Source organism: Fluoribacter gormanii (assembly GCF_900156395.1).
GTDB classification, from domain to species: Bacteria; Pseudomonadota; Gammaproteobacteria; order Legionellales; family Legionellaceae; genus Legionella; species Legionella gormanii.
Genome location: NZ_FTNL01000004.1, coordinates 12,476 through 30,665 on the forward strand (window position 1 = coordinate 12,476; position 18,190 = coordinate 30,665).

An 18,190-nucleotide genomic window follows, 5' to 3' on the forward strand; every position below is an offset into this window, starting at 1 on the left:
AAATACACTGATCTAGCTGATCCTAAGTACTTAATTTTTCCTGAATCTGAACTTCATATTAATTTCCGATCTAAGTGTAAACGCACTCTATTGATTCATATTTTACTCCTCTGAGACTTTAAATCACCATTATTTACGATGGTTAATTATCCAATTCGATTTATAATAAACCGACTAATATACTATTTAAAACAAATAAATCGGGTATTATTTATGCAAGAGAAATACTTGAGTTATCCCCCATGTTACTATGATATTGATCGAATGGAAGCTGAAAAACGACTCAGCAACATGCCTTTTAGAACTTTTATATTGCGTCCCAGTAGTCAAAAAGATGCAATTGCTGCATTGAGTATCGTGGTTAGAGGGAGAGATAATCAAATCAAAGTCGCTCATTTTTTAGTGACCCAAAATCCAGCTGATGACAGGACTCTTATATTGCAAAATCACCAGGGCATCTATAAAGATTTGAAGACTATGGTAAATAGTCTTTCAATGCGCTATTGGATTCCTTTTAATCAAATTGAGGCAGTAAAAGGAAAAGACAAACTACCAGGATGTTCTTTATTATCGTTGACATGGAAACAATTGAAGCTTAATGAAGAGCAAATCAAAAATGCTTTGAAAGGTAAAGAGGTTGGCACGTTTATTTTTTCACTTGGCAAAGAAAATGGCCAATATCCTTGGATTATGAGTGTGAAAATCACTAAGTCAACGAATCTTGATTTTGGTATTTATATTAAAAAAAATGGTTTTTGTGAAAAGCCACTTCCACATTTATTGAGCAGCAGACCAGTAATTGAAATTCCAAAATCACTTGGCGAAATTATTGCTTTAAATGCTGGTGAATATTTTGCAGATGAAGTTACTTATAATTATTCTAAAGGTGAACTTATAAGTCTACCCATATTTATTGAACCTTTTAGACTAAAGAGAACAACCGTTGAAGGCTATATTGAATCGATTGAAACCGGTGGTTTAGATCATATTAAGCAACTTTTTGAAACCCTTTCTAAGATACAAAAGAGGGCACTATTAAAATTTCCGTTTTACATTCACTTGAATTCAGTTGAAAGAAATTTTGTTCAAGGTTATACCGCGAAACCGATTGATTTAGCATCAAGTCAGGAAATAAAAGATTTTCTAATTAAAGAAGAAGAAAAAGTAAATAATTTAACCCCAAATGCTCTTATGGGATTGTTTAAGCAATATGCGCTACCCAAAGACTTGGCCCAACACATTGCAGGCTATTTGGATTTTACCGATGGATTGCATTTATCTCAAACAAATAGAGAAGCACATGAGGCTACAAATCCTGAGGCAGAAGAGAATAAACCCAAGCATTAATCAAATTGGCCCGGTAATTTAGAAACAAGTGTCGATTCAGTTAGGGCACGACTTACACTGGTGAGGATTCATTCCAGTTTTTCTAATAAAACAATATCCGAACCACGGATATGAGATATTATTTTTGCTGTTGCTGATGTATCCTTTAGGATTTTTTGTATATCAGAAAATAAATCAAGACCATGATGTTTTAACGAGCGTAATAAAAAATAAGCTTTACCATTGTTCGCAAGTGAATTTTCTAGCGCGCGAATATAACTCTCAAATGAACTATCCAAATAAAATCTACAACGATTTTTAAATTGGGAAGGAGAAAGCACTCCATGGCCTGGTTGGAAATAGGGCGGATTACTGATAGTTAAATCAAATTTTCCTTCCCATTTCCTTTCATGTAATGCATCATAATTTAAAAGATGCCATCGAAGTTGTAATTCAGGTCGATTGACGGTAGCGATGTTTTGATGAAAATATTCAGTATAAATATCCTGGACTTCAATAAAATCAATCTGTCGGATTGCTTGAAGGTGCCATGATAGTTCGATTCCAATGACTCCACAGCCTGCACAGAGATCTAATATTCTCAGTGAGCCAAGATCAGTGTCGGATTTAAACTGTGTTGCAACAAATTTCGCAAGGTGGATTGAATCGAGGCTGAAATGGTATTCTTCAGGTTGTTTATAATTATATGTAAAATGTACGTTTAATTCGCTCTGCATTGTATCAATCATTTTGCAATTATTTTTTGTCAATTATAACCACAAATCATCAAGTGAAATAAGTTAGATCTAGTGTCAAATAATATGTAATACGGTTTTTTTATAAGTATGTGTTCATAGGATAAATTTATAGACAAGAAATTGTCATTAAGTAAATTGTGGCTTGCTGTATTCAACACAGTATTCATATGCTGTATAAGCACCCGCTATACCTATTTTTTTTGAGAATGGACGCTCTTTAGGTTGAGAAAGGATAAAAATAAAGTTCTGCAATTCATTAATAGTTAACTCTTTTCCTTTACCGTATTGTTCACGTAATAAAAGTTGTTCTTCAGAAGCCCTATGAAGTGCTTTATCATTACCTAACCACCAAGCTAAAGTAAATGTACTATACCAAGATTGGTAAATGATAAATTTTACTTCTTCTCCATTGTATATTTTTTCTATAACAAACGTATGGTAGTCTTTTCCTATTTGTAACAGAAATATATTATTATCACATTGAGTGTCTAGTAGTCTCTCTTGCATTACATCTTGAATAAAATATGTGATAGAGAATTGTTCTGGATGTTTTTCGAATTGTTTTTGTTTTCCACATAAACAATTTATCAACTCACGCGCTAAATCTTTACAGTAATGTGTCTTGAGTTTTCCTTCCCTTATTCTTTCTTGTATTCGATCTAATGTGCTTTGTGCACTGAATTGTTTATTGGTATTATCTAAAAAAAACTTATACTGCATATTAGAATTATTAAATTTTGAATCCAAACTCGTATTATTTTATATTAAATTTTAGATTATAGTGATAAAGGGTAGGTAAATTGGTATAAGTTTGACGACTCGGGAATGCTAAGAGGGATGTATTCCCGGGGTAACGCTTTGCATTGCTCTTTCAAGTTTATCTAATATTGACTCTATACCATATTCTGATGCCTCAATAAGTAATCCAGAATAAATCGCTTTTTGTGCCTGAAATATATTGGGCGCGACTTTATCTCGAATCATTTTGTTCTTCTGTGATTCAAGTTCCCCAAGAGCATGAAAATATTCTTGCATCTCCATATTGGGATTAATATATCTTGCTCCTTCATTAATAAGTTTTGTTATCACGTGTTGAAACATTTCATAATTCATTGCCTGCTGATACAGCGGATCGGCAGAAATTTTCTGACAACTTTGTAACAATGCCAAGAGGTTATTAGCTGTTAACTGAATATCTTTACCTATGGATAAGGAGACTAGTGTATCAACATCCTTACAAAAAACAGTGAGCCCTTCTAATATACTAAAATTTTCTGGATTTTCAAAATTAGCCCATTTACTAAATGATGCTACTTGTTGATGAATCCCATTGAGGACATTTTCTATCCATTTTAATTCATAGGCATCAACTTCCTGTTGCGAACCCGCTCTATCAATGGTCAATAACACCTTACTATGTGGGCGCTTATATTCTCTGCCCACGCCTTTGTTTGACGTTTCCCTATGGGTAAGATACACCATTCTTTCTTCCGTAGGCTTTATAAATTGCTCGTGTAATACATTTTTATTGGCTATTACATCAATATATAACCCGTAGTCGTCAAGTAATTTTATTTGTAATTTTTTGGCAAAACCCAATCCTTCACATACACTCATTACCAGTGTCAATCGAGGTATTACATCAGGATTTTTAAAATCTGGATTTGTCAGGAGCTTTCCAAAATAGATAGCAACATCATCTAAACCGTAAATCTTTGGATCCCTATTTTGTCTATCAAGAACCATATCCTCTAATTCTTCTCTTCCATGAGCCGAAAAATATATTTTGGTTTGGTTTGTAATTGCTCCAGGAAAGAAATCAGGGCCCTGCAAAGTTTTAAGATCACTTCCATCGGGTATTTTTACAAGTATGGCGGGTGTTTCATGAATTATGAGTGTATCAATATTTGCCGTTATTTGATCTTGGGTCAAATTGATGTAAATGAGTTTATCATATTTAGAATACATGACAGAACTCCATTCTTGATTTCAGTACTTTCTTAAAGTATAGAACTGATGATTATTAATTGATCAATAAAATGATTAAATAAAATAATGTAAAAGGTGTTTTATTAATTCTTAAAGTGAATGAATGAGGAAATTTTTAGATAAATTGTCTGTTTTAAAGAATTTCTGGTTCAAGGCAGCCGATTTTATATTTTTTGGGGAAATTCTTGTTTTTAGTATGGCTGCCTTTTGAAATGAGAGGGACTAATGAAACTCATATAAAAGCATAAGTTTTTTAGCTCCCCTCGTTTTATCGATGAGTTATTGACTATTGCATTTAAGGAAGTTGCAATCCGAACCAGTGAACATTTGAAAGTCAGTTTTTTGCTCATTAACTGGATCTTGTACAATGGACTCAGTACCAGGCTGTAATGCTCCTGCTTTAGTTATACCCATAGAAATATCATTTGAAGTTCCCGCTGCAGATTTTTTAATAGGTTCGTCGTTGTATTCAAAAAAGACTGCACCTAAATTATGTGCTTCGGCAGAGCGGTTCAAAATGATTTTCAAAACTGCATTAAACCATGTGGGGCCATACTTATCGTTCAAATGCTTACCCACCTCTCCTATCAAGAAAGGCTTATTGTACTTTTCTGTGGTTAATTTTATTTGATTAAAAAATAGCTCATTGTATCCATGAGAGGCATTTGTTGAAGGGTCACCTCGGTAACCAGCATTTACTGTAATAAAATCTACATTTGGAATTTTTTCTACTAATTCACTGGTTTCGCCTTCCTTAGACACAGCCCATTTGGAAGGATCATCGGCCATAGCATAGGTCACTAAGCTTCCCGGGCAATTTTGGTGTATTAGATTCACTACTTCATTTACCCGAGCCAGGGTTGCTTTATCTTCAAATACAGGCAATTCATTTCCTGCAGTAAATGCTAGAATTGCTTTGTTGCCACAAACTTCTTTAATCGAATTGACAATTTTGGTTTTGTCATAATTTGCTTGCTTTGAAAGGTGATCGGTTAAAATTGGATAAATGACATACATGTTCATTTTTGAAACTTCGTTTAAAAATTTAATATGATCTTTTCCTACCGAATTGATATTATACAATCTTAGAGTATTGACTCCTATATCTTGCATTTGCTTTAGTTCACGGGCCCATTTACTCTCTAATTCTCTGTTATATGTTGCATTCGCAGCGCTCTCAATCTTTAGTGTTCCAAAAAAGTCATCATCATCACAAGGTGATTTCCAATCATTGGGGTCATATTGATTCGCTGGCATACATAGCCACGCTCCATTTTTATATTCCCATCCATGCTCCGTTTTTCCAGAAATTTTATTACCAGGAAAGCCCTTGGGTTCAGGTGCATAGGCCATTCCTTTGATTATAAAAGGCTGTCCATTCACTAATAATTTATAATCTTCAATTTTAGGTTTGGCGTTATTCGTTTGAGTATTATTCGGTTCAGAATTGACTGAGCATACAATACAGGACAAGGATAGGGCTAAAGCAGGGGCGATTAATTTCATGATTTCACCAACAATTCAACCTAATAGACTTAGTTTAAATATAATACAAGTTAAAGCGATTTGCACAGATAATCAGTTGAGTACGTCTCTTATTATTCATTGACGATATATTTCATTAAGCAATCGACTCGTTTCAACTTCTTTTAGAAGTTTAACAATTTGTGTTTCGGATTAATACGATTTTTTCATTTTGATCTCATAATGTCCTTTACGAATATATTCGTTCCGTTGGACTATGGGCTATTTAAAGAGTTGTAATGCGTTTTGCTCCATTAAGCCAGTAATGAAATTCCCTATTTGCATTACTGAGCTTAATGTTCCGAACCAGACTCCCTAAAGTTTTTGTCTTTTATTAGCGGGTTCATCTACCTCCGGCTCATCACTCGGTGCAAATGATCTTTTTAAATTTTGCTGATTTGTATCTGTTTCAATAACTATAGCCTCACATATGGATGATCTTCTATGAAACAAAGTACCTGGATATCGATTAACTTGAGGGGTAAATGCACCTCTGGTTGTTAATAAAGAAGGTTGGTTTTGCAGAGAAACTAGATTATCAGGAGTTTCACGCGCAAGATCATAAAGATTTTTTATATGCATTGATATCCTTATGTATTTTCTCAGTCGTTCCTGCGTTTTATAAGAGCTTTTATCCTCTGGCAAGGTTCTAATAATCGCTTCGAAATCATCTACGCTCTTGATGATTGTCCTTAAAAATACTTCATCGCTAGGCCTGGTCGAGGTATTTCGACTCCTCTGAATATCAGGATGATTAAACAGCGCGTAAATAAATGGCAGGCGCACTATTTTGGGATAGAGTTGATTAATAAGCCTAATCAGGCACTCAGTATCAGTAATCGCGGATTTTAACTCTCTAATTGTTAGATTTGAATCTTTAGCAAAGAGAAAATTAATTATCTGAAATTGATTTTTTTTAAAACTGGAACGCTGTAAATTGACTAAAGCTAAGCGCTCCTCAAATTTCTTGATTATCTTATTTTGCTCTTCAATGTGCCCAACTGATGTTGCTGGGATTTCAGTTGGAACAGCTTGAGAAACAGGATGCGCTGCAAAAAATTGATGTTGATTAGCTGCGGCATTCTCTAAAGTAGTTTTAATTAATTGCATAAAATATTTTGCAAGTTGTTTATATGATTCAGGCGATTTTCCATCTACTACTTGCTGAAAACAGAAATTTGCATAAGCGTATGGGCTGAGTCGAATATTACTTTTTTCGAAGATATTTATGAAGTTTGGCAAATCCGAACAAAGGGCATTCTTTTGGATAAATAACTGTCCTAAAGTTAACCAGGCAGTGGTGTTATTCTGCTCTATACGTAAAGCATGGCCAATACAGTATATCGCTCGTTGTAAATTTGACTTTCTTTCATAATTTGGAATGAGAGATTGCCATTGAGCGGGAAGTTGAATTTGATAATCATTAGGAGCAGACATAATGGCGAAGCTTAAATCTTCAAATAGCAGGTCTAGATGTTTTGCACTATCAGGGTTTATTTCATTAACTAAATTCATAATTTTTTCAATATTATGAATTAAGTTATTTCTATGACTAAGGCTTATTTTGCAGTAGATTAATTCAATTGCAATCCGTAGTTCCGGCGAGACCACATGTACCGCAAGATAAGCAGCAATCTCTTTTTTATTGACCTCAATATCCACGCTATCAATTCTCAGAGAAGTGAATAATTTGTAATGAGTAATATAACTAGGTGCAATTATAAAACTGATTAGATCACTAATTACCTTTGATTGTTCAAATTTTGATTTCATACTTGGTTTCCGATTAAATGTTATTGTGTCTATTTAAGAAACAAATCTTGTTTTTGTATGTAGCTTCAAACGGCGAGTAATTTATTGCAGGAAACTTAAGAAATTATTAAGAAAAATACGCAAATTTTACTTGAATTACATCTCCAAGAAAAAAGTGAACAGGGCCTAATAGATGAAGGCAAAAGTAAATTACAGGTTAAGGGTTAAAGTTTTGTGTTCTTGATTAGTACCCCCGGAAATGGGGAAGAGCCCGAAGAGCCCACTTCCGGGCCAAGTACATCTGTGTATTGGCCTCTATTTCGGAGTGATTGTTTTTTTGTTTTATTTGAAAATGGCGCGCCCGGAAGGATTCGAACCTCCGACCCCCTGGTTCGTAGCCAGATACTCTATCCAACTGAGCTACGGGCGCGTTGACTGGCGGAGAGAGAGGGATTCGAACCCTCGATGGGATTTCTCCCATACTCCCTTAGCAGGGGAGCGCCTTCGACCACTCGGCCATCTCTCCAATCAATGGTTGCGCAGTATATCAGGTATTTTGATGACGTCAATATGTCTTCTTTATAAATTAAATTTTTAAAGAATGGCCAAAGCCTTTATATGTTTCATCATGATTCATTATTAATCAATAAACAGTAAATTACTTGCTCATCTAGATAGTACTCAATTTTTCAAGAAGTTAGTTTAATAATTTTTTATATAATGCTTTATAAAATTTCCATATTTTCATGATTACTGCTACTCTTTATCATTCATAAATCATAGCCAATTTCAGTGAGGAGTAATGGCGTGAAGTTAAAAGATTGTGGTCTTTTTTGCTACTTTCAAGAGTAGATGTAGTTTATTTTCAATGAACTACAGAATTCATTGATTTTTGGAATAATTTTTCTTTTAACAAAGCATCATTGCAGGACTGCGACTCAATTTTTAAATAAGGAGGATCGATGAAACAGAAGTCGAATTTACATGGTCGAGACGTGTATATAGTTGATGGAAATCGAACACCATTTCTTAAAGCCAAAGGAATAGGTCCATTTTCTGGATCTGATTTGGCGGTAGCGGCAGGGACGACATTATTAAATCGACAACCTTTTGCTCCAACTGAGTTGGATGAAGTAATTATTGGCTGCGCCATGCCCAGCCCAGATGAGGCAAATATTGCTCGAGTAGTTTCCTTGCGTTTGGGATGCGGGGATAAAGTGCCCGCATTTACTGTAATGAGAAATTGTGCCTCCGGAATGCAGGCTCTAGATAATGCAGCAATGCAAATTGCAAGTGGTCGAAGTGACTTGGTGCTTGCCGGTGGTACCGATTCTATGAGCCATGCTCCTTTATTATTTAATCAAAAAATGGCCTCCTGGTTGGCTAGTTGGTACGGATCTAAGAGTTTTAGCCAAAAATTAGGCCTAATCACTCAATTTAGACCAGCTTATCTTGCTCCAGTAATTGCTTTGCTGCGTGGACTTACTGATCCTATTGTTGGTATGAATATGGGGCAAACAGCCGAAAAGGTCGCTTATCGTTTTAACTTAACTCGCGAGCAAATGGATGAGTTTGCTAACCAAAGTCATTTAAAGCTGGCAAAAGCTTACAGCGAAAATAGAATGACAGAAGTATCACCAATTATTGATTATAAAGGACGAGTTTATTCTCAAGATGATGGACTACGAGCCGATACAACAGTCGAAAAATTAGCAAAATTAAAGCCTTTTTTTGATAAAAAATACGGAATGGTAACGGCTGGTAATAGCTCGCAAATAACGGATGGTGCTTGTTTGTTATTACTAGCTAGTGCAGATGCGGTTAAGAAATATGGTTTAAAGGTCCTAGCTAGAATAGTTGACTCACAATGGTCAGCTCTTGATCCATCACAAATGGGACTTGGCCCGGTGCATGCAGTAACCCCTATTTTACAAAGACAGAAATTAAAATCTGAAGATATCGATTGTTGGGAAATTAACGAAGCATTTGCTGCACAAGTTTTGGGTTGTGTCGCTGCCTGGAATGATGAAAATTATTGCCGCACTCACTTAGGTTTGGAAAAAGCATTAGGTGGCCCTTCATTAGAAAAGCTTAATCGTGATGGGGGAGCAATTGCAGCAGGACATCCTATAGGTGCAAGCGGAGCACGTATTGTATTACACGTTTTAAAATCATTAGAACAAAGAAATGAGTCACGAGGTATGGCTTCTATCTGTATTGGTGGAGGACAGGGCGGGGCTATGTATCTTGAACGAGTGACTGAGGTGAAAGGACATGAATAATTACAAACATTGGGACTTGAAACGCGATAGCGACAATATTCTGTGGTTGGGACTGGATAGAAAAGATACGTCTGTAAATAGCATCAATGAAGAAGTATTAGACGAACTTAATAGTCTATTGCATGAAATATCACAAGATAAAAATGCTTTAGGCTTAATTATTTATTCAGCTAAGGAAAAAGGGTTTATCGCGGGCGCTGATGTGAATGCATTCTCAAAATTTGAAACCCCGGCTCAAGCGGTCGATTTTTTACGAAAAGGGCAAGCGGTATTTGCTCGCTTACAGGATCTAAAAATTCCCAGCGTTGCGATGATAGATGGCTTCTGCATGGGGGGCGGTTATGAATTGGCTCTGGCCTGTACCTATCGAGTCGCCAGTGATGAAAAAGATACTCGTATCGGTTTGCCTGAAGTGATGTTGGGCATACATCCTGGTTGGGGCGGCTCTGTGCGATTACCCCAATTGATTGGCGGTTTTAATGCTTTATCACAAATTATTTTGACTGGAAGTGCAGTTCATGCTGTAAAAGCCAAAAGTATAGGTATGATTGATGATGTGGTACCTATACGCCAGTTAAAGCGTGCTGCGATTTATTTTATAAAAAGCAAGCCACCGAAACATAAACCTTCGTTCATACAAGGATTAACAAATAGCTCTTGGATGAGAAAACCTATTGCCGCTTTAATGCGTCATAATGTTGCTAAACGAGTACGACGGGAACATTACCCTGCGCCTTATGCCATTATTGATCTGTGGGAGAAAGAAGGTGGTATGGGCGATAGGGCTTACTTGAAAGAAATAGACTCAGTGGAGCATTTGGTATCTACTGGAATTACTTCAAAAAATTTGATCCGCGCTTTTTCCTTACGTGAACGTTTGAAAGGTTTTGCAAAAGGTAGTGACTTTAACGCAACCCACGTGCACGTTATAGGCGCAGGCGTAATGGGGGGCGATATTGCTGCTTGGTGTGCTCTACGTGGTTTGCGTGTAACTTTGCAAGATCAAACTTATGCTCAAATTGCTCCAGCAATTGGTCGTGCTCATACTTTGTATAAGAAAAAATTACGTAAGCCACGACTAATACAAGCTGCAATGGATAATTTAATCCCTGATCCAGAAGGCCATGGTATTGCACGTGCCGATGTAATTATTGAAGCCGTTTTTGAAAATCTCGTGGTCAAGCAAGAAATTATGAAAAAAGTTGAAAAACTTGCTAAAAAGGATGCCATCATTGCAACGAATACATCCAGTATTCCATTGGATGAAATGAGTAGTGTTATGAATAATCCGAATCGTCTGGTTGGTATTCATTTCTTTAATCCAGTCGCTAAGATGGATTTGGTTGAAGTAGTCAGTAGCGCAAAAACCTCCAAAACTGTTGAGCTTGATTCCTGTGCTTTTGTCAATCAAATTGGCAAACTACCATTACCTGTTAAATCCAGCCCAGGATTCTTAGTAAATCGAGTGTTAATGCCTTACCTCATGGAGTGTGTCCAGTTACTTGATGAAGGATATAGTGCTGAAACAATTGATGAAGCAGCCTTATCTTTTGGAATGTTTATGGGGCCTGTCGAACTTGCAGATACAGTAGGATTAGATGTTGGTCTTGCTGTTGCTGAAAATTTAACGGGGCATTTTGGTGGAGCTGTGCCACAAAAACTTCGCGATATGGTTAAAGAAGGGAAACTTGGTCGTAAAACAGGTCAAGGATTTTACCAGTATAAAAATGGTAAACCAGTTAAAAAACAAGCCAGTACACCAATTAACCCGCATATTGCTGATCGATTAATTCTGAGAATGGTAAATGAATCGGCTGCCTGTTTGCGTGAGGGCGTTGTAGCGGACGCTGATTTGCTCGATGCAGGAATGATTTTTGCTACAGGGTTTGCTCCATTTCGTGGTGGTCCAATGAACTATGCAAAGGATTTCGGAACAAATAATTTGGAAAATTTATTTAAGACCCTAGAATCTAAGTATGGTGAGCGTTTTAAGGTAGATGAAAGTTTGTAAATTTGATTCTACATTTTATGACAAGTCTGTCATAGCTCAGTATAGTCCACTATTATTAAGCAAATGTGGTTTTTTTCATTCCCGCTAAGGCGGGAATCTATTCATAAAGTAGCACTGTGCCCCGCTATAAATTGGTTCCCGCCTACGCGGGAGCAACATTTTGCCATAATTTCATTGAAGTGCTGCTTCCCTTCACCTAAGCTAAGAGGTTACGTTCTAACTTATGTTTATGGATATTCATTACAAATGATCTTAAACAAGAAAAATTTATTTTTTTTGATGTTCGTACAATTACTTTGTACGTGGATTTCGCATGCGACTACTTTAGTTTTACCAGCGGCAGGTAATGTTGTTGGAGAAATTCAATATGGGCTAGCTGAAGCAAATGAAACAATTGATGAGATAGGAAGACGTTTTGATGTAGGTTATTATGAGCTCGTCAGGGCAAACCCGCGAATCGATGCAAGACAATCTTTAATTGCTAATTCTCGGCTTGTAATTCCTACACAGTATATTTTGCCTAATGTTCCTCGAAAAGGAATTGTAATCAATTTAGCAGAATACAGACTGTATTATTTTCCTGAAAATGAGAATGTAGTAATTTCTTTTCCCGTTGGTATAGGCCGCAAGGGATGGAGTACGCCTTTGGGGGTAACCAAAATTGTAGCCAAAGAAGCAAATCCTAAGTGGCGACCAACAGAACGACTCCGCCTCGAAGCAGAGAAAAATGGTGATTTTCTTCCCGATGAATTTCCTTCAGGGCCATATAATCCCTTAGGTCAGCACGCTTTACGCTTGGGATGGCCAACATTTCTTATACATGGTACCAATAGAATCAATGGAATTGGCTCGCGTGTTAGTGCGGGATGTCTTCGTATGTTTCCAGATGATATTGAATATTTATTTCGAATGGTTCCAATAGGAACTCCGGTAAGGGTAATTAATGAACCAGTAAAAATTGGAAAACAGGATGGTGCATGGATGGTTCAAGTACATCCACTATTAAGTGAGCAACTGGGCGTTTCACTGAAATCAGAAGTAGAAAGGCAATTAAAAGGCCATGATATTCCCAACTTAATCCACAGTAAAGTAATTCAAAATGAGCTTAAATATCCAACTGGTATAGTACGAAAAATTTAAATTAATGATATAGCCCGGTAACTTGAGTACAGCCAAGAGAAGTCCGAATTTTAAACAATTTCTCATTCTATACCAGGGCATCGTTTTGCTGCACCAATGCTACAATATTTCAAAAGACAGTAGCTTAAAAGTAAAACAATAAAACCACCGATGATATCGACTAAATAATGCCATCCTAATAAAACGCAAGATGCAATAAGAAAAAGATTAATTATAAATAATAGAATGCAAGCAATTGGCCATTCTCTAAGAAGATTCACACATAATATTGCCCAAATCGCGTGAAAAGAGGGAAATGCGATTAAGCCCCCTTCATTTGTAGTTGGATTAATATAATGATGAATTTGTCTAAACTTAAGGCCTGTATCGATTTGCTCAGGAGAAAAAAAAGGGCTATTGATAATACTCGCAGGAGCAGTTGTAGGGAAAAAGTAATAAAATGTAAAACCAATTAAGACAGTACTTAACATATAAAAATAATATTCTCTGATTAAATGAAAGCGACAGGTGATTATGATCAGCAAGGGCAAAATACTCATTTGATATGTGAGACTATCATAAATTACGCCAAGTAAGTATTTAAACTTTGGATGATTGTGAGTCCAGGCTAATATCGCTTCCATACGGATATCCATACATTCTTCAAGCGTGTTAATTATGGGATCAATAATTGGAAATGGAGTGAGTTGCACTGCATTTGTAGCGATGGCAATAATACACATCAGTGAAAAGAAATAAATCAGCTCTCGTCCAACTTGCCTGATTTTATTGTCTTTAGGGAAATAGAGGACAAGCCCAAGATTTAAAAGAATTAATACTAGAGCCAGGAAGGGGATACCCTCAGGAAAATAGTTATTACCAGGATATTTATAAAAAAAATGATTTATTGAAAAAACTATAGACGATAAAATCAGGACTAAACTAGAAAGAATCACAATTGAACGTGATGATACTTGATACATTTCGGATGAATTATTCAACTGTTTCTAAAAGCTGTTTTTGTTTAATGGCATGAAAAATCTCTTCTCGATGCACATTAACCGATCTGGGAGCATCTACACCAAATTTAATATTTCCATGTTCCTGTGTTTTAAAAGCTAAAATTTTAACAGCAGTATCACCAATATGAATCATTAAAGGTTCTTCAAATTGAAGAGAAATTATATCCATTAAAAACCTCTGTACTTTTAAATAAGTTGATTATAAATCAATGACATTTATTTTTTATGCACGGTAACCTAATTCATAGATATTTGTCACTAAAAATTAATACAAAATTAGAAAAAATAAATTTAATAGATGGTTATATTTGCCTAATATCATAATTTAATTATTTTTAACTGTTTGAGAATTGTATGATGCGATCAAAATGGTTATAATTAGCAGCTTTTTTTAAACCTTGCCTTACTGTTGTTTCAGATAACAGGAGGCTTTTATCCATAAGGAGAAATCATGAGACATTATGAAATTATGTTTCTTGTGCACCCGGATCAAAGCGAACAAGTACCAGCAATGGTAGAGCGCTATGAAGGGATCATAAGCAAGCACAATGGGGTGATCCACCGTAAAGAGGACCTGGGTCGTCGCCAGTTAGCTTATCCAATTTGTGATGTACATAAAGCACATTACATTCTTATGAACATTGAGTGTAGCCTTGAAGCTCTGGAAGAAATTAAAAACGCTTTTAAATTTAATGATGCAATCATCAGAAATTTAATCACTCGTCAAAAACAAGCGATCACGACTGAATCTGTTTTGATGAAGAAAGAAAAAGAAACCAGATCTGCTTAAGAGGAGTTTTAATATGTCAGCTTATTTTCGTAGAAAAAAAATGTGCCGTTTCAGTGCCGAAGGCGGCAATGAAATTGATTATAAAGATATCAATTTACTGAAAAATTATATTTCTGAAACTGGTAAAATTGTACCAAGTCGGATTACTGGTACTCAAACCCGTTTTCAAAGACAACTAGCTAGAGCAATTATGCAAGCCAGATTCCTTGGCCTGTTGCCATATTGTGATAGCCACAGATAAATAGTAATGATGCGAGCAGGCAATTTTATATTAAAGCAATGTAAGGCAATGCTTGAAAGTAAACAGCAGGCAATAATATTTGCTGCAATTTTTTCAGTATTACCTTTTGCATCTTGGCTTTCAGTCGCTTTAGTGTGTCTAGTGACCTTAAGAAAAGGTGCCCGGTCTGGTTTTGATGTTTTATTGCCTGCGCTTGTTATTCATTCTGTTCCATTGATGATGTTAATACCATTGTCCGGAGCGATAATTAATACTCTTATTGCTTATCTTCCATGTTATTTTGCAGCATTGAGCTTGCGAAATACTGAAAAATGGCAGATGGCATCAGGGGTGTTTTTTGTACTGGCCTTTTTGGGGTGTTTACTTATTCAACTTTTAGCTCCTGGCTTTATTGTCGAACAATTTAGGCTGTTTAAAATAATTTTGACACAATACCAGGAATTAGTTGATCCCGCTCTCAATGGCATAAACTCAGTAATTTTGGCGCAGTTATTCTTCGGAATCCAGATATTAAGTGTTATTGTTTCTGCAACAATTTCCTTGATGTTCGCGCGAGCAATTCAAGCAAAATTATTTTTACCTGGTGGTTTCAGGAATGAGTTAATGTTATTTCGTAGCGGTAAAATTTCATTTTTAGTCTTCACCGGAGCTTCATTGGCAACATTTTATGAGATTCCTTTGGCTATGAATGTGCTTCCAATAGTGCTTTGTTATTTCTTGGCTTCTGGATTTGGATTGGTTTATTTTATCTTTTCTCAAAAAAGACAAGTGAAGATATTTGTTTTATTGATGTTATTAATATTAGTGAAACCAACTTTTGTATTATGTACCTACATCATCCTTGGTTTATTAGATAGTTTAGTTAATTTTAGATCGTATTTCCCTTCAAGGGTCGGCGAATCAATTTAAGGGGTTATTAAGATGGAAGTTATCTTATTAGAAAAAGTGAGAAATTTAGGTAACCTGGGTGATAAAGTAAATGTAAAATCAGGTTATGGCCGTAATTTCTTGATACCACAAAATAAAGCGGTTTTTGCTACACCAAAGAATATTGAGTTATTTGAACAGCGCCGCGTTGAACTTGAGAAAAAAGCCCAACAGTCTTTTGCTGTTGCTGAGCAGCGTGCTGCTAAGTTAAATGATACTACTATAGTTATTAATGCTATGGCGAGTGATGAAGGTAAATTGTACGGTTCTGTTGGTGTTAATGAAATTAAAGATGCTTTAGTAGATAAAGGTATCGAAATAGTTAAACGTGAAATTGTAATGCCAGAAGGTCCTCTTCACTCAATTGGTAATTTCGTTGTTGAAGTACATGTTCACAGTGATGTTATTGCCAAATTGCACGTTGAGATTGTACCTGCCAAGTAAGTTAGTTCTCATGTGACCTGGGTAAAACGTATCGCGTAACCCAGGTTTCTCCTAAAGTTACACCACACGCAATTAGTTTATACGAAAAGTATCCGGTAGATAGCAAGCAATGCAATTGCTGTATTCAAAACAGCCCAAATATAAGAGGGATATAGTCCATTATACGCGTTATAGTAAGCATATATGGCAATAAATGAGCTCCCTGAAAAGAATATCCATTTATCATTGTAGGCAAAACCCATAGAAAGCAAAGCGATACCAAAAACGCCCAATATCAAAAATACACTATTTTCCTTGCCAAACATTAAATAAAACGTGAGGAGCTGACAGCACATTAATATAGGCAAGAAGAACTGAGTATAAGGACCGCTACCTAATAGAATTGCTGCATGTCCAGCAATAAGTATTAATTGTAGGGCTATAAAAAAAACAACCTAAAATGGATGGCGGTTATAAGCAATGCAATACCGCCAACGAAATAATAAAGTTGAGACTGAAGATGGGGTGGAGAGGTTCCAAAAAACATCAAAAGTCCACTCAATATAATAAGTGAGCCAATGCATCCCAACAAAATATATGTATTTTTAGCCACGTATCACCATTTTAAGTAAATCCCTTTTGCAACGGATTCTTGAATAATTTCACCTTGGGATTTGTTAAATGAAATCCAATAATTTCCCATGTTACTTAGAGCGAACTTAACTCTTGGATATTGACATACTTCTAATACATTACGACAGTCTACAAGAGTAGAATTTTCGTCAACGCGTTTATAACATTTAAAATTCAAGTTTCTAACATCAGAAGCAAATGCTCCCCAACTCATTGGTTCAAATGTAGCATGTAAGGGCGGGCTCATAAATGCTTCTTCAGTATTTACACGTTCCATTTCAATTTTAGAATCAGAATGATTTTGTATTAAATAATAAGACTGATTTCCTGTTTCATTTAGAATCAGATAATTTTGGCTATAGCCGAACCCTGTAACCTCACATCCTCTTGGGAATGTACTTGCAACTTGAGCTTGTGCCGCGCCAACTAGAACAGCAGAGAAAAGAATAGATTTGTTAATTTTGTGAAACACAGACATAAATACCTCAATAAGTAAACTTTGTGGGTTATTTTAATCATAAAAAAAACAAAGTCTATCCCACAGCAAAAAAATAGAATCTATTCCTTTTGCGCAGCAATTTTAGCTTTAAACATAGGATAATAAGTTCTGTAAAAACTTAAAAATATGTACATTCCAACATAAGCTAAGGAAAGTGTAAGGCAAATGATGTTTGTATTAGGATAACTAACGAGCAAACAAACTGAACTAACTGCATAGATAATAGAACAAACATGCATAAGTACTTTTAATACCCTGGATTCTGTTAAATAGTCGAGTCTTGATGGGTATACGTATTTTACAGGGACAAAAATAAGTATAGAAAGGATTGTTAATATAATTGCATTTGTTGTGGCAGAAGTATTAAAAATAAACATGTATAAAATAGTAATGTTCCAATAACATGGAAATCCTTTAAAAAAATGATCCGGTGTTTTTGCATCAGACTGACAAAATTGATAAGCAGAAGTTATTGAAACCGCTGCGATTAGGAAAACTGAATAGGTTGGTGGAAGCATACCGGGCTTAACGAGCAAGAAAAAACATGGGGTAATAACGTAATTTAAGTAATCAACAATATTATCAAGTAAGGCACCATCTATTTTGGGCAAAATTTCCTTAATATTCACCAAGCGAGCAAGACTTCCATCAACTGCATCGATCACAACAGTAATAAGCATGAGCCACAAAGCAAAAATGTATTCTTGTTGATACATTTTTACTAATGAAAAAACACCAATACAGGCAGCGCTTGCGGTAAAGAGATGCACTAACCAAGCCGCTACGTACTGTAATGGGTGGAATTGCCGTTTACTTAAATTCATTAATAATCCTAGTGTTAATAGAATCAATCATTAAAAGCTGTACTCTTAAAGATGGATTTCTGAAATATTT

17 protein-coding genes and 2 tRNA genes are annotated in these 18,190 nt (G+C 35.7%); 8 read left to right on the forward strand and 11 right to left on the reverse strand.

The annotated features are described in order from the left end of the window. Positions 1–213 precede the first annotated feature (213 nt). Positions 214–1,347, forward strand: coding sequence for an SH2 domain-containing protein (locus BW930_RS03675; protein ID WP_058469445.1), 1,134 nt, complete (start codon positions 214–216; stop codon positions 1,345–1,347). A gap of 68 nt (positions 1,348–1,415) precedes the next feature. Here the strand turns inward: BW930_RS03675 and BW930_RS03680 are convergent, their stop codons facing one another. From BW930_RS03680 to BW930_RS03710, 7 genes are all read right to left on the reverse strand, one after another. Then, positions 1,416–2,075, reverse strand: coding sequence for a methyltransferase (locus BW930_RS03680; RefSeq protein WP_058469446.1), 660 nt, complete (start codon positions 2,073–2,075; stop codon positions 1,416–1,418). A 135-nt stretch (positions 2,076–2,210) separates the two neighbouring features. Next, positions 2,211–2,804 (reverse strand): hypothetical protein, encoded by a 594-nt coding sequence (locus BW930_RS03685; RefSeq protein ID WP_058469447.1) that lies wholly within the window; start codon positions 2,802–2,804, stop codon positions 2,211–2,213. Positions 2,805–2,912: 108 nt separating this feature from the next. After that, on the reverse strand, positions 2,913–4,052 hold the full coding sequence (locus BW930_RS03690; protein ID WP_058469448.1) for a hypothetical protein: 1,140 nt from the start codon (positions 4,050–4,052) through the stop codon (positions 2,913–2,915). A gap of 300 nt (positions 4,053–4,352) precedes the next feature. Then, positions 4,353–5,579, reverse strand: a complete 1,227-nt coding sequence (locus tag BW930_RS03695; protein ID WP_058469449.1) for a glycoside hydrolase 5 family protein — start codon at positions 5,577–5,579, stop codon at positions 4,353–4,355. Between the two features lie 333 nt (positions 5,580–5,912). Continuing rightward, positions 5,913–7,370 carry a tetratricopeptide repeat protein gene (locus BW930_RS03700; protein WP_058469450.1) on the reverse strand — a complete coding sequence of 486 codons (1,458 nt, stop codon included), beginning with the start codon at positions 7,368–7,370 and terminating at the stop codon, positions 5,913–5,915. A gap of 332 nt (positions 7,371–7,702) precedes the next feature. Beyond that, a tRNA-Arg gene (locus BW930_RS03705) sits at positions 7,703–7,779 on the reverse strand. Between the two features lie 6 nt (positions 7,780–7,785). Then, a tRNA-Ser gene (locus tag BW930_RS03710) sits at positions 7,786–7,875 on the reverse strand. Positions 7,876–8,311: 436 nt separating this feature from the next. Between BW930_RS03710 and BW930_RS03715 the strand changes: the two genes are divergently transcribed. The 3 genes from BW930_RS03715 (at position 8,312) to BW930_RS03725 (ending at position 12,782) form a co-directional block, all read left to right on the forward strand. Next, entirely contained in the window at positions 8,312–9,631 is a 1,320-nt protein-coding gene (locus BW930_RS03715) for an acetyl-CoA C-acetyltransferase (protein WP_058469451.1), read from the forward strand. Beyond that, the gene (locus BW930_RS03720) at positions 9,624–11,642 is read left to right on the forward strand and encodes a 3-hydroxyacyl-CoA dehydrogenase NAD-binding domain-containing protein (RefSeq protein WP_058469452.1); all 2,019 of its coding nucleotides are present in this window, start codon (positions 9,624–9,626) and stop codon (positions 11,640–11,642) included. The genes BW930_RS03715 and BW930_RS03720 overlap by 8 nt, the downstream gene beginning before the upstream one ends. Positions 11,643–11,888: 246 nt before the next feature. After that, complete coding sequence (locus BW930_RS03725; protein WP_058469453.1) at positions 11,889–12,782, forward strand: L,D-transpeptidase family protein; 894 nt, start codon at positions 11,889–11,891, stop codon at positions 12,780–12,782. Positions 12,783–12,844: 62 nt separating this feature from the next. On the opposite strand, the gene BW930_RS03730 is transcribed toward BW930_RS03725, so the two are convergent. Together BW930_RS03730 and BW930_RS03735 are read right to left on the reverse strand one after the other, a co-directional pair. Further along, positions 12,845–13,744 carry a phosphatase PAP2 family protein gene (locus BW930_RS03730; protein WP_058469594.1) on the reverse strand — a complete coding sequence of 300 codons (900 nt, stop codon included), beginning with the start codon at positions 13,742–13,744 and terminating at the stop codon, positions 12,845–12,847. A gap of 10 nt (positions 13,745–13,754) precedes the next feature. Beyond that, positions 13,755–13,952, reverse strand: a complete 198-nt coding sequence (locus BW930_RS03735) for a carbon storage regulator (RefSeq protein WP_058469454.1) — start codon at positions 13,950–13,952, stop codon at positions 13,755–13,757. Positions 13,953–14,234: 282 nt separating this feature from the next. Here BW930_RS03735 and rpsF point away from each other — a divergent pair, with 282 nt between their 5' ends. Genes rpsF through rplI form a run of 4 tightly spaced genes read left to right on the forward strand, consistent with a single transcriptional unit; the run spans position 14,235 to position 16,185 of the window. After that, complete coding sequence (gene rpsF / locus BW930_RS03740) at positions 14,235–14,573, forward strand: 30S ribosomal protein S6 (RefSeq protein ID WP_058469455.1); 339 nt, start codon at positions 14,235–14,237, stop codon at positions 14,571–14,573. A gap of 13 nt (positions 14,574–14,586) precedes the next feature. Further along, the gene (gene rpsR, locus BW930_RS03745; RefSeq protein WP_058469456.1) at positions 14,587–14,814 is read left to right on the forward strand and encodes a 30S ribosomal protein S18; all 228 of its coding nucleotides are present in this window, start codon (positions 14,587–14,589) and stop codon (positions 14,812–14,814) included. 6 nt (positions 14,815–14,820) lie between these two features. Then, the gene (locus BW930_RS03750) at positions 14,821–15,723 is read left to right on the forward strand and encodes a hypothetical protein (RefSeq protein WP_172461582.1); all 903 of its coding nucleotides are present in this window, start codon (positions 14,821–14,823) and stop codon (positions 15,721–15,723) included. A 12-nt stretch (positions 15,724–15,735) separates the two neighbouring features. Further along, positions 15,736–16,185, forward strand: coding sequence for a 50S ribosomal protein L9 (rplI, locus tag BW930_RS03755; protein ID WP_058469457.1), 450 nt, complete (start codon positions 15,736–15,738; stop codon positions 16,183–16,185). A 595-nt stretch (positions 16,186–16,780) separates the two neighbouring features. Here the strand turns inward: rplI and BW930_RS03765 are convergent. Both BW930_RS03765 and pcsA read right to left on the reverse strand, forming a co-directional pair. Beyond that, positions 16,781–17,275, reverse strand: coding sequence for a hypothetical protein (locus BW930_RS03765; RefSeq protein ID WP_058469459.1), 495 nt, complete (start codon positions 17,273–17,275; stop codon positions 16,781–16,783). 80 nt (positions 17,276–17,355) lie between these two features. Continuing rightward, the gene (gene pcsA / locus BW930_RS03770) at positions 17,356–18,120 is read right to left on the reverse strand and encodes a phosphatidylcholine synthase (RefSeq protein ID WP_058469460.1); all 765 of its coding nucleotides are present in this window, start codon (positions 18,118–18,120) and stop codon (positions 17,356–17,358) included. Positions 18,121–18,190: the final 70 nt, after the last annotated feature.

Excerpts from the sequence above, each read along its gene's own strand:
- BW930_RS03725 (WP_058469453.1), top strand. The coding sequence starts at position 11,889 with ATGATCTTAAACAAGAAAAATTTATTTTTTTTGATGTTCGTACAATTA.
- rplI (WP_058469457.1), top strand. The coding sequence starts at position 15,736 with ATGGAAGTTATCTTATTAGAAAAAGTGAGAAATTTAGGTAACCTGGGT.
- BW930_RS03675 (WP_058469445.1), top strand. The coding sequence starts at position 214 with ATGCAAGAGAAATACTTGAGTTATCCCCCATGTTACTATGATATTGAT.
- BW930_RS03680 (WP_058469446.1), bottom strand. The coding sequence starts at position 2,075 with ATGATTGATACAATGCAGAGCGAATTAAACGTACATTTTACATATAAT.
- BW930_RS03730 (WP_058469594.1), bottom strand. The coding sequence starts at position 13,744 with ATGTATCAAGTATCATCACGTTCAATTGTGATTCTTTCTAGTTTAGTC.
- BW930_RS03715 (WP_058469451.1), top strand. The coding sequence starts at position 8,312 with ATGAAACAGAAGTCGAATTTACATGGTCGAGACGTGTATATAGTTGAT.
- rpsF (WP_058469455.1), top strand. The coding sequence starts at position 14,235 with ATGAGACATTATGAAATTATGTTTCTTGTGCACCCGGATCAAAGCGAA.
- BW930_RS03700 (WP_058469450.1), bottom strand. The coding sequence starts at position 7,370 with ATGAAATCAAAATTTGAACAATCAAAGGTAATTAGTGATCTAATCAGT.
- BW930_RS03685 (WP_058469447.1), bottom strand. The coding sequence starts at position 2,804 with ATGCAGTATAAGTTTTTTTTAGATAATACCAATAAACAATTCAGTGCA.
- BW930_RS03720 (WP_058469452.1), top strand. The coding sequence starts at position 9,624 with ATGAATAATTACAAACATTGGGACTTGAAACGCGATAGCGACAATATT.
- pcsA (WP_058469460.1), bottom strand. The coding sequence starts at position 18,120 with ATGAATTTAAGTAAACGGCAATTCCACCCATTACAGTACGTAGCGGCT.
- BW930_RS03765 (WP_058469459.1), bottom strand. The coding sequence starts at position 17,275 with ATGTCTGTGTTTCACAAAATTAACAAATCTATTCTTTTCTCTGCTGTT.
- BW930_RS03750 (WP_172461582.1), top strand. The coding sequence starts at position 14,821 with ATGATGCGAGCAGGCAATTTTATATTAAAGCAATGTAAGGCAATGCTT.
- BW930_RS03735 (WP_058469454.1), bottom strand. The coding sequence starts at position 13,952 with ATGGATATAATTTCTCTTCAATTTGAAGAACCTTTAATGATTCATATT.
- BW930_RS03690 (WP_058469448.1), bottom strand. The coding sequence starts at position 4,052 with ATGTATTCTAAATATGATAAACTCATTTACATCAATTTGACCCAAGAT.
- BW930_RS03695 (WP_058469449.1), bottom strand. The coding sequence starts at position 5,579 with ATGAAATTAATCGCCCCTGCTTTAGCCCTATCCTTGTCCTGTATTGTA.
- rpsR (WP_058469456.1), top strand. The coding sequence starts at position 14,587 with ATGTCAGCTTATTTTCGTAGAAAAAAAATGTGCCGTTTCAGTGCCGAA.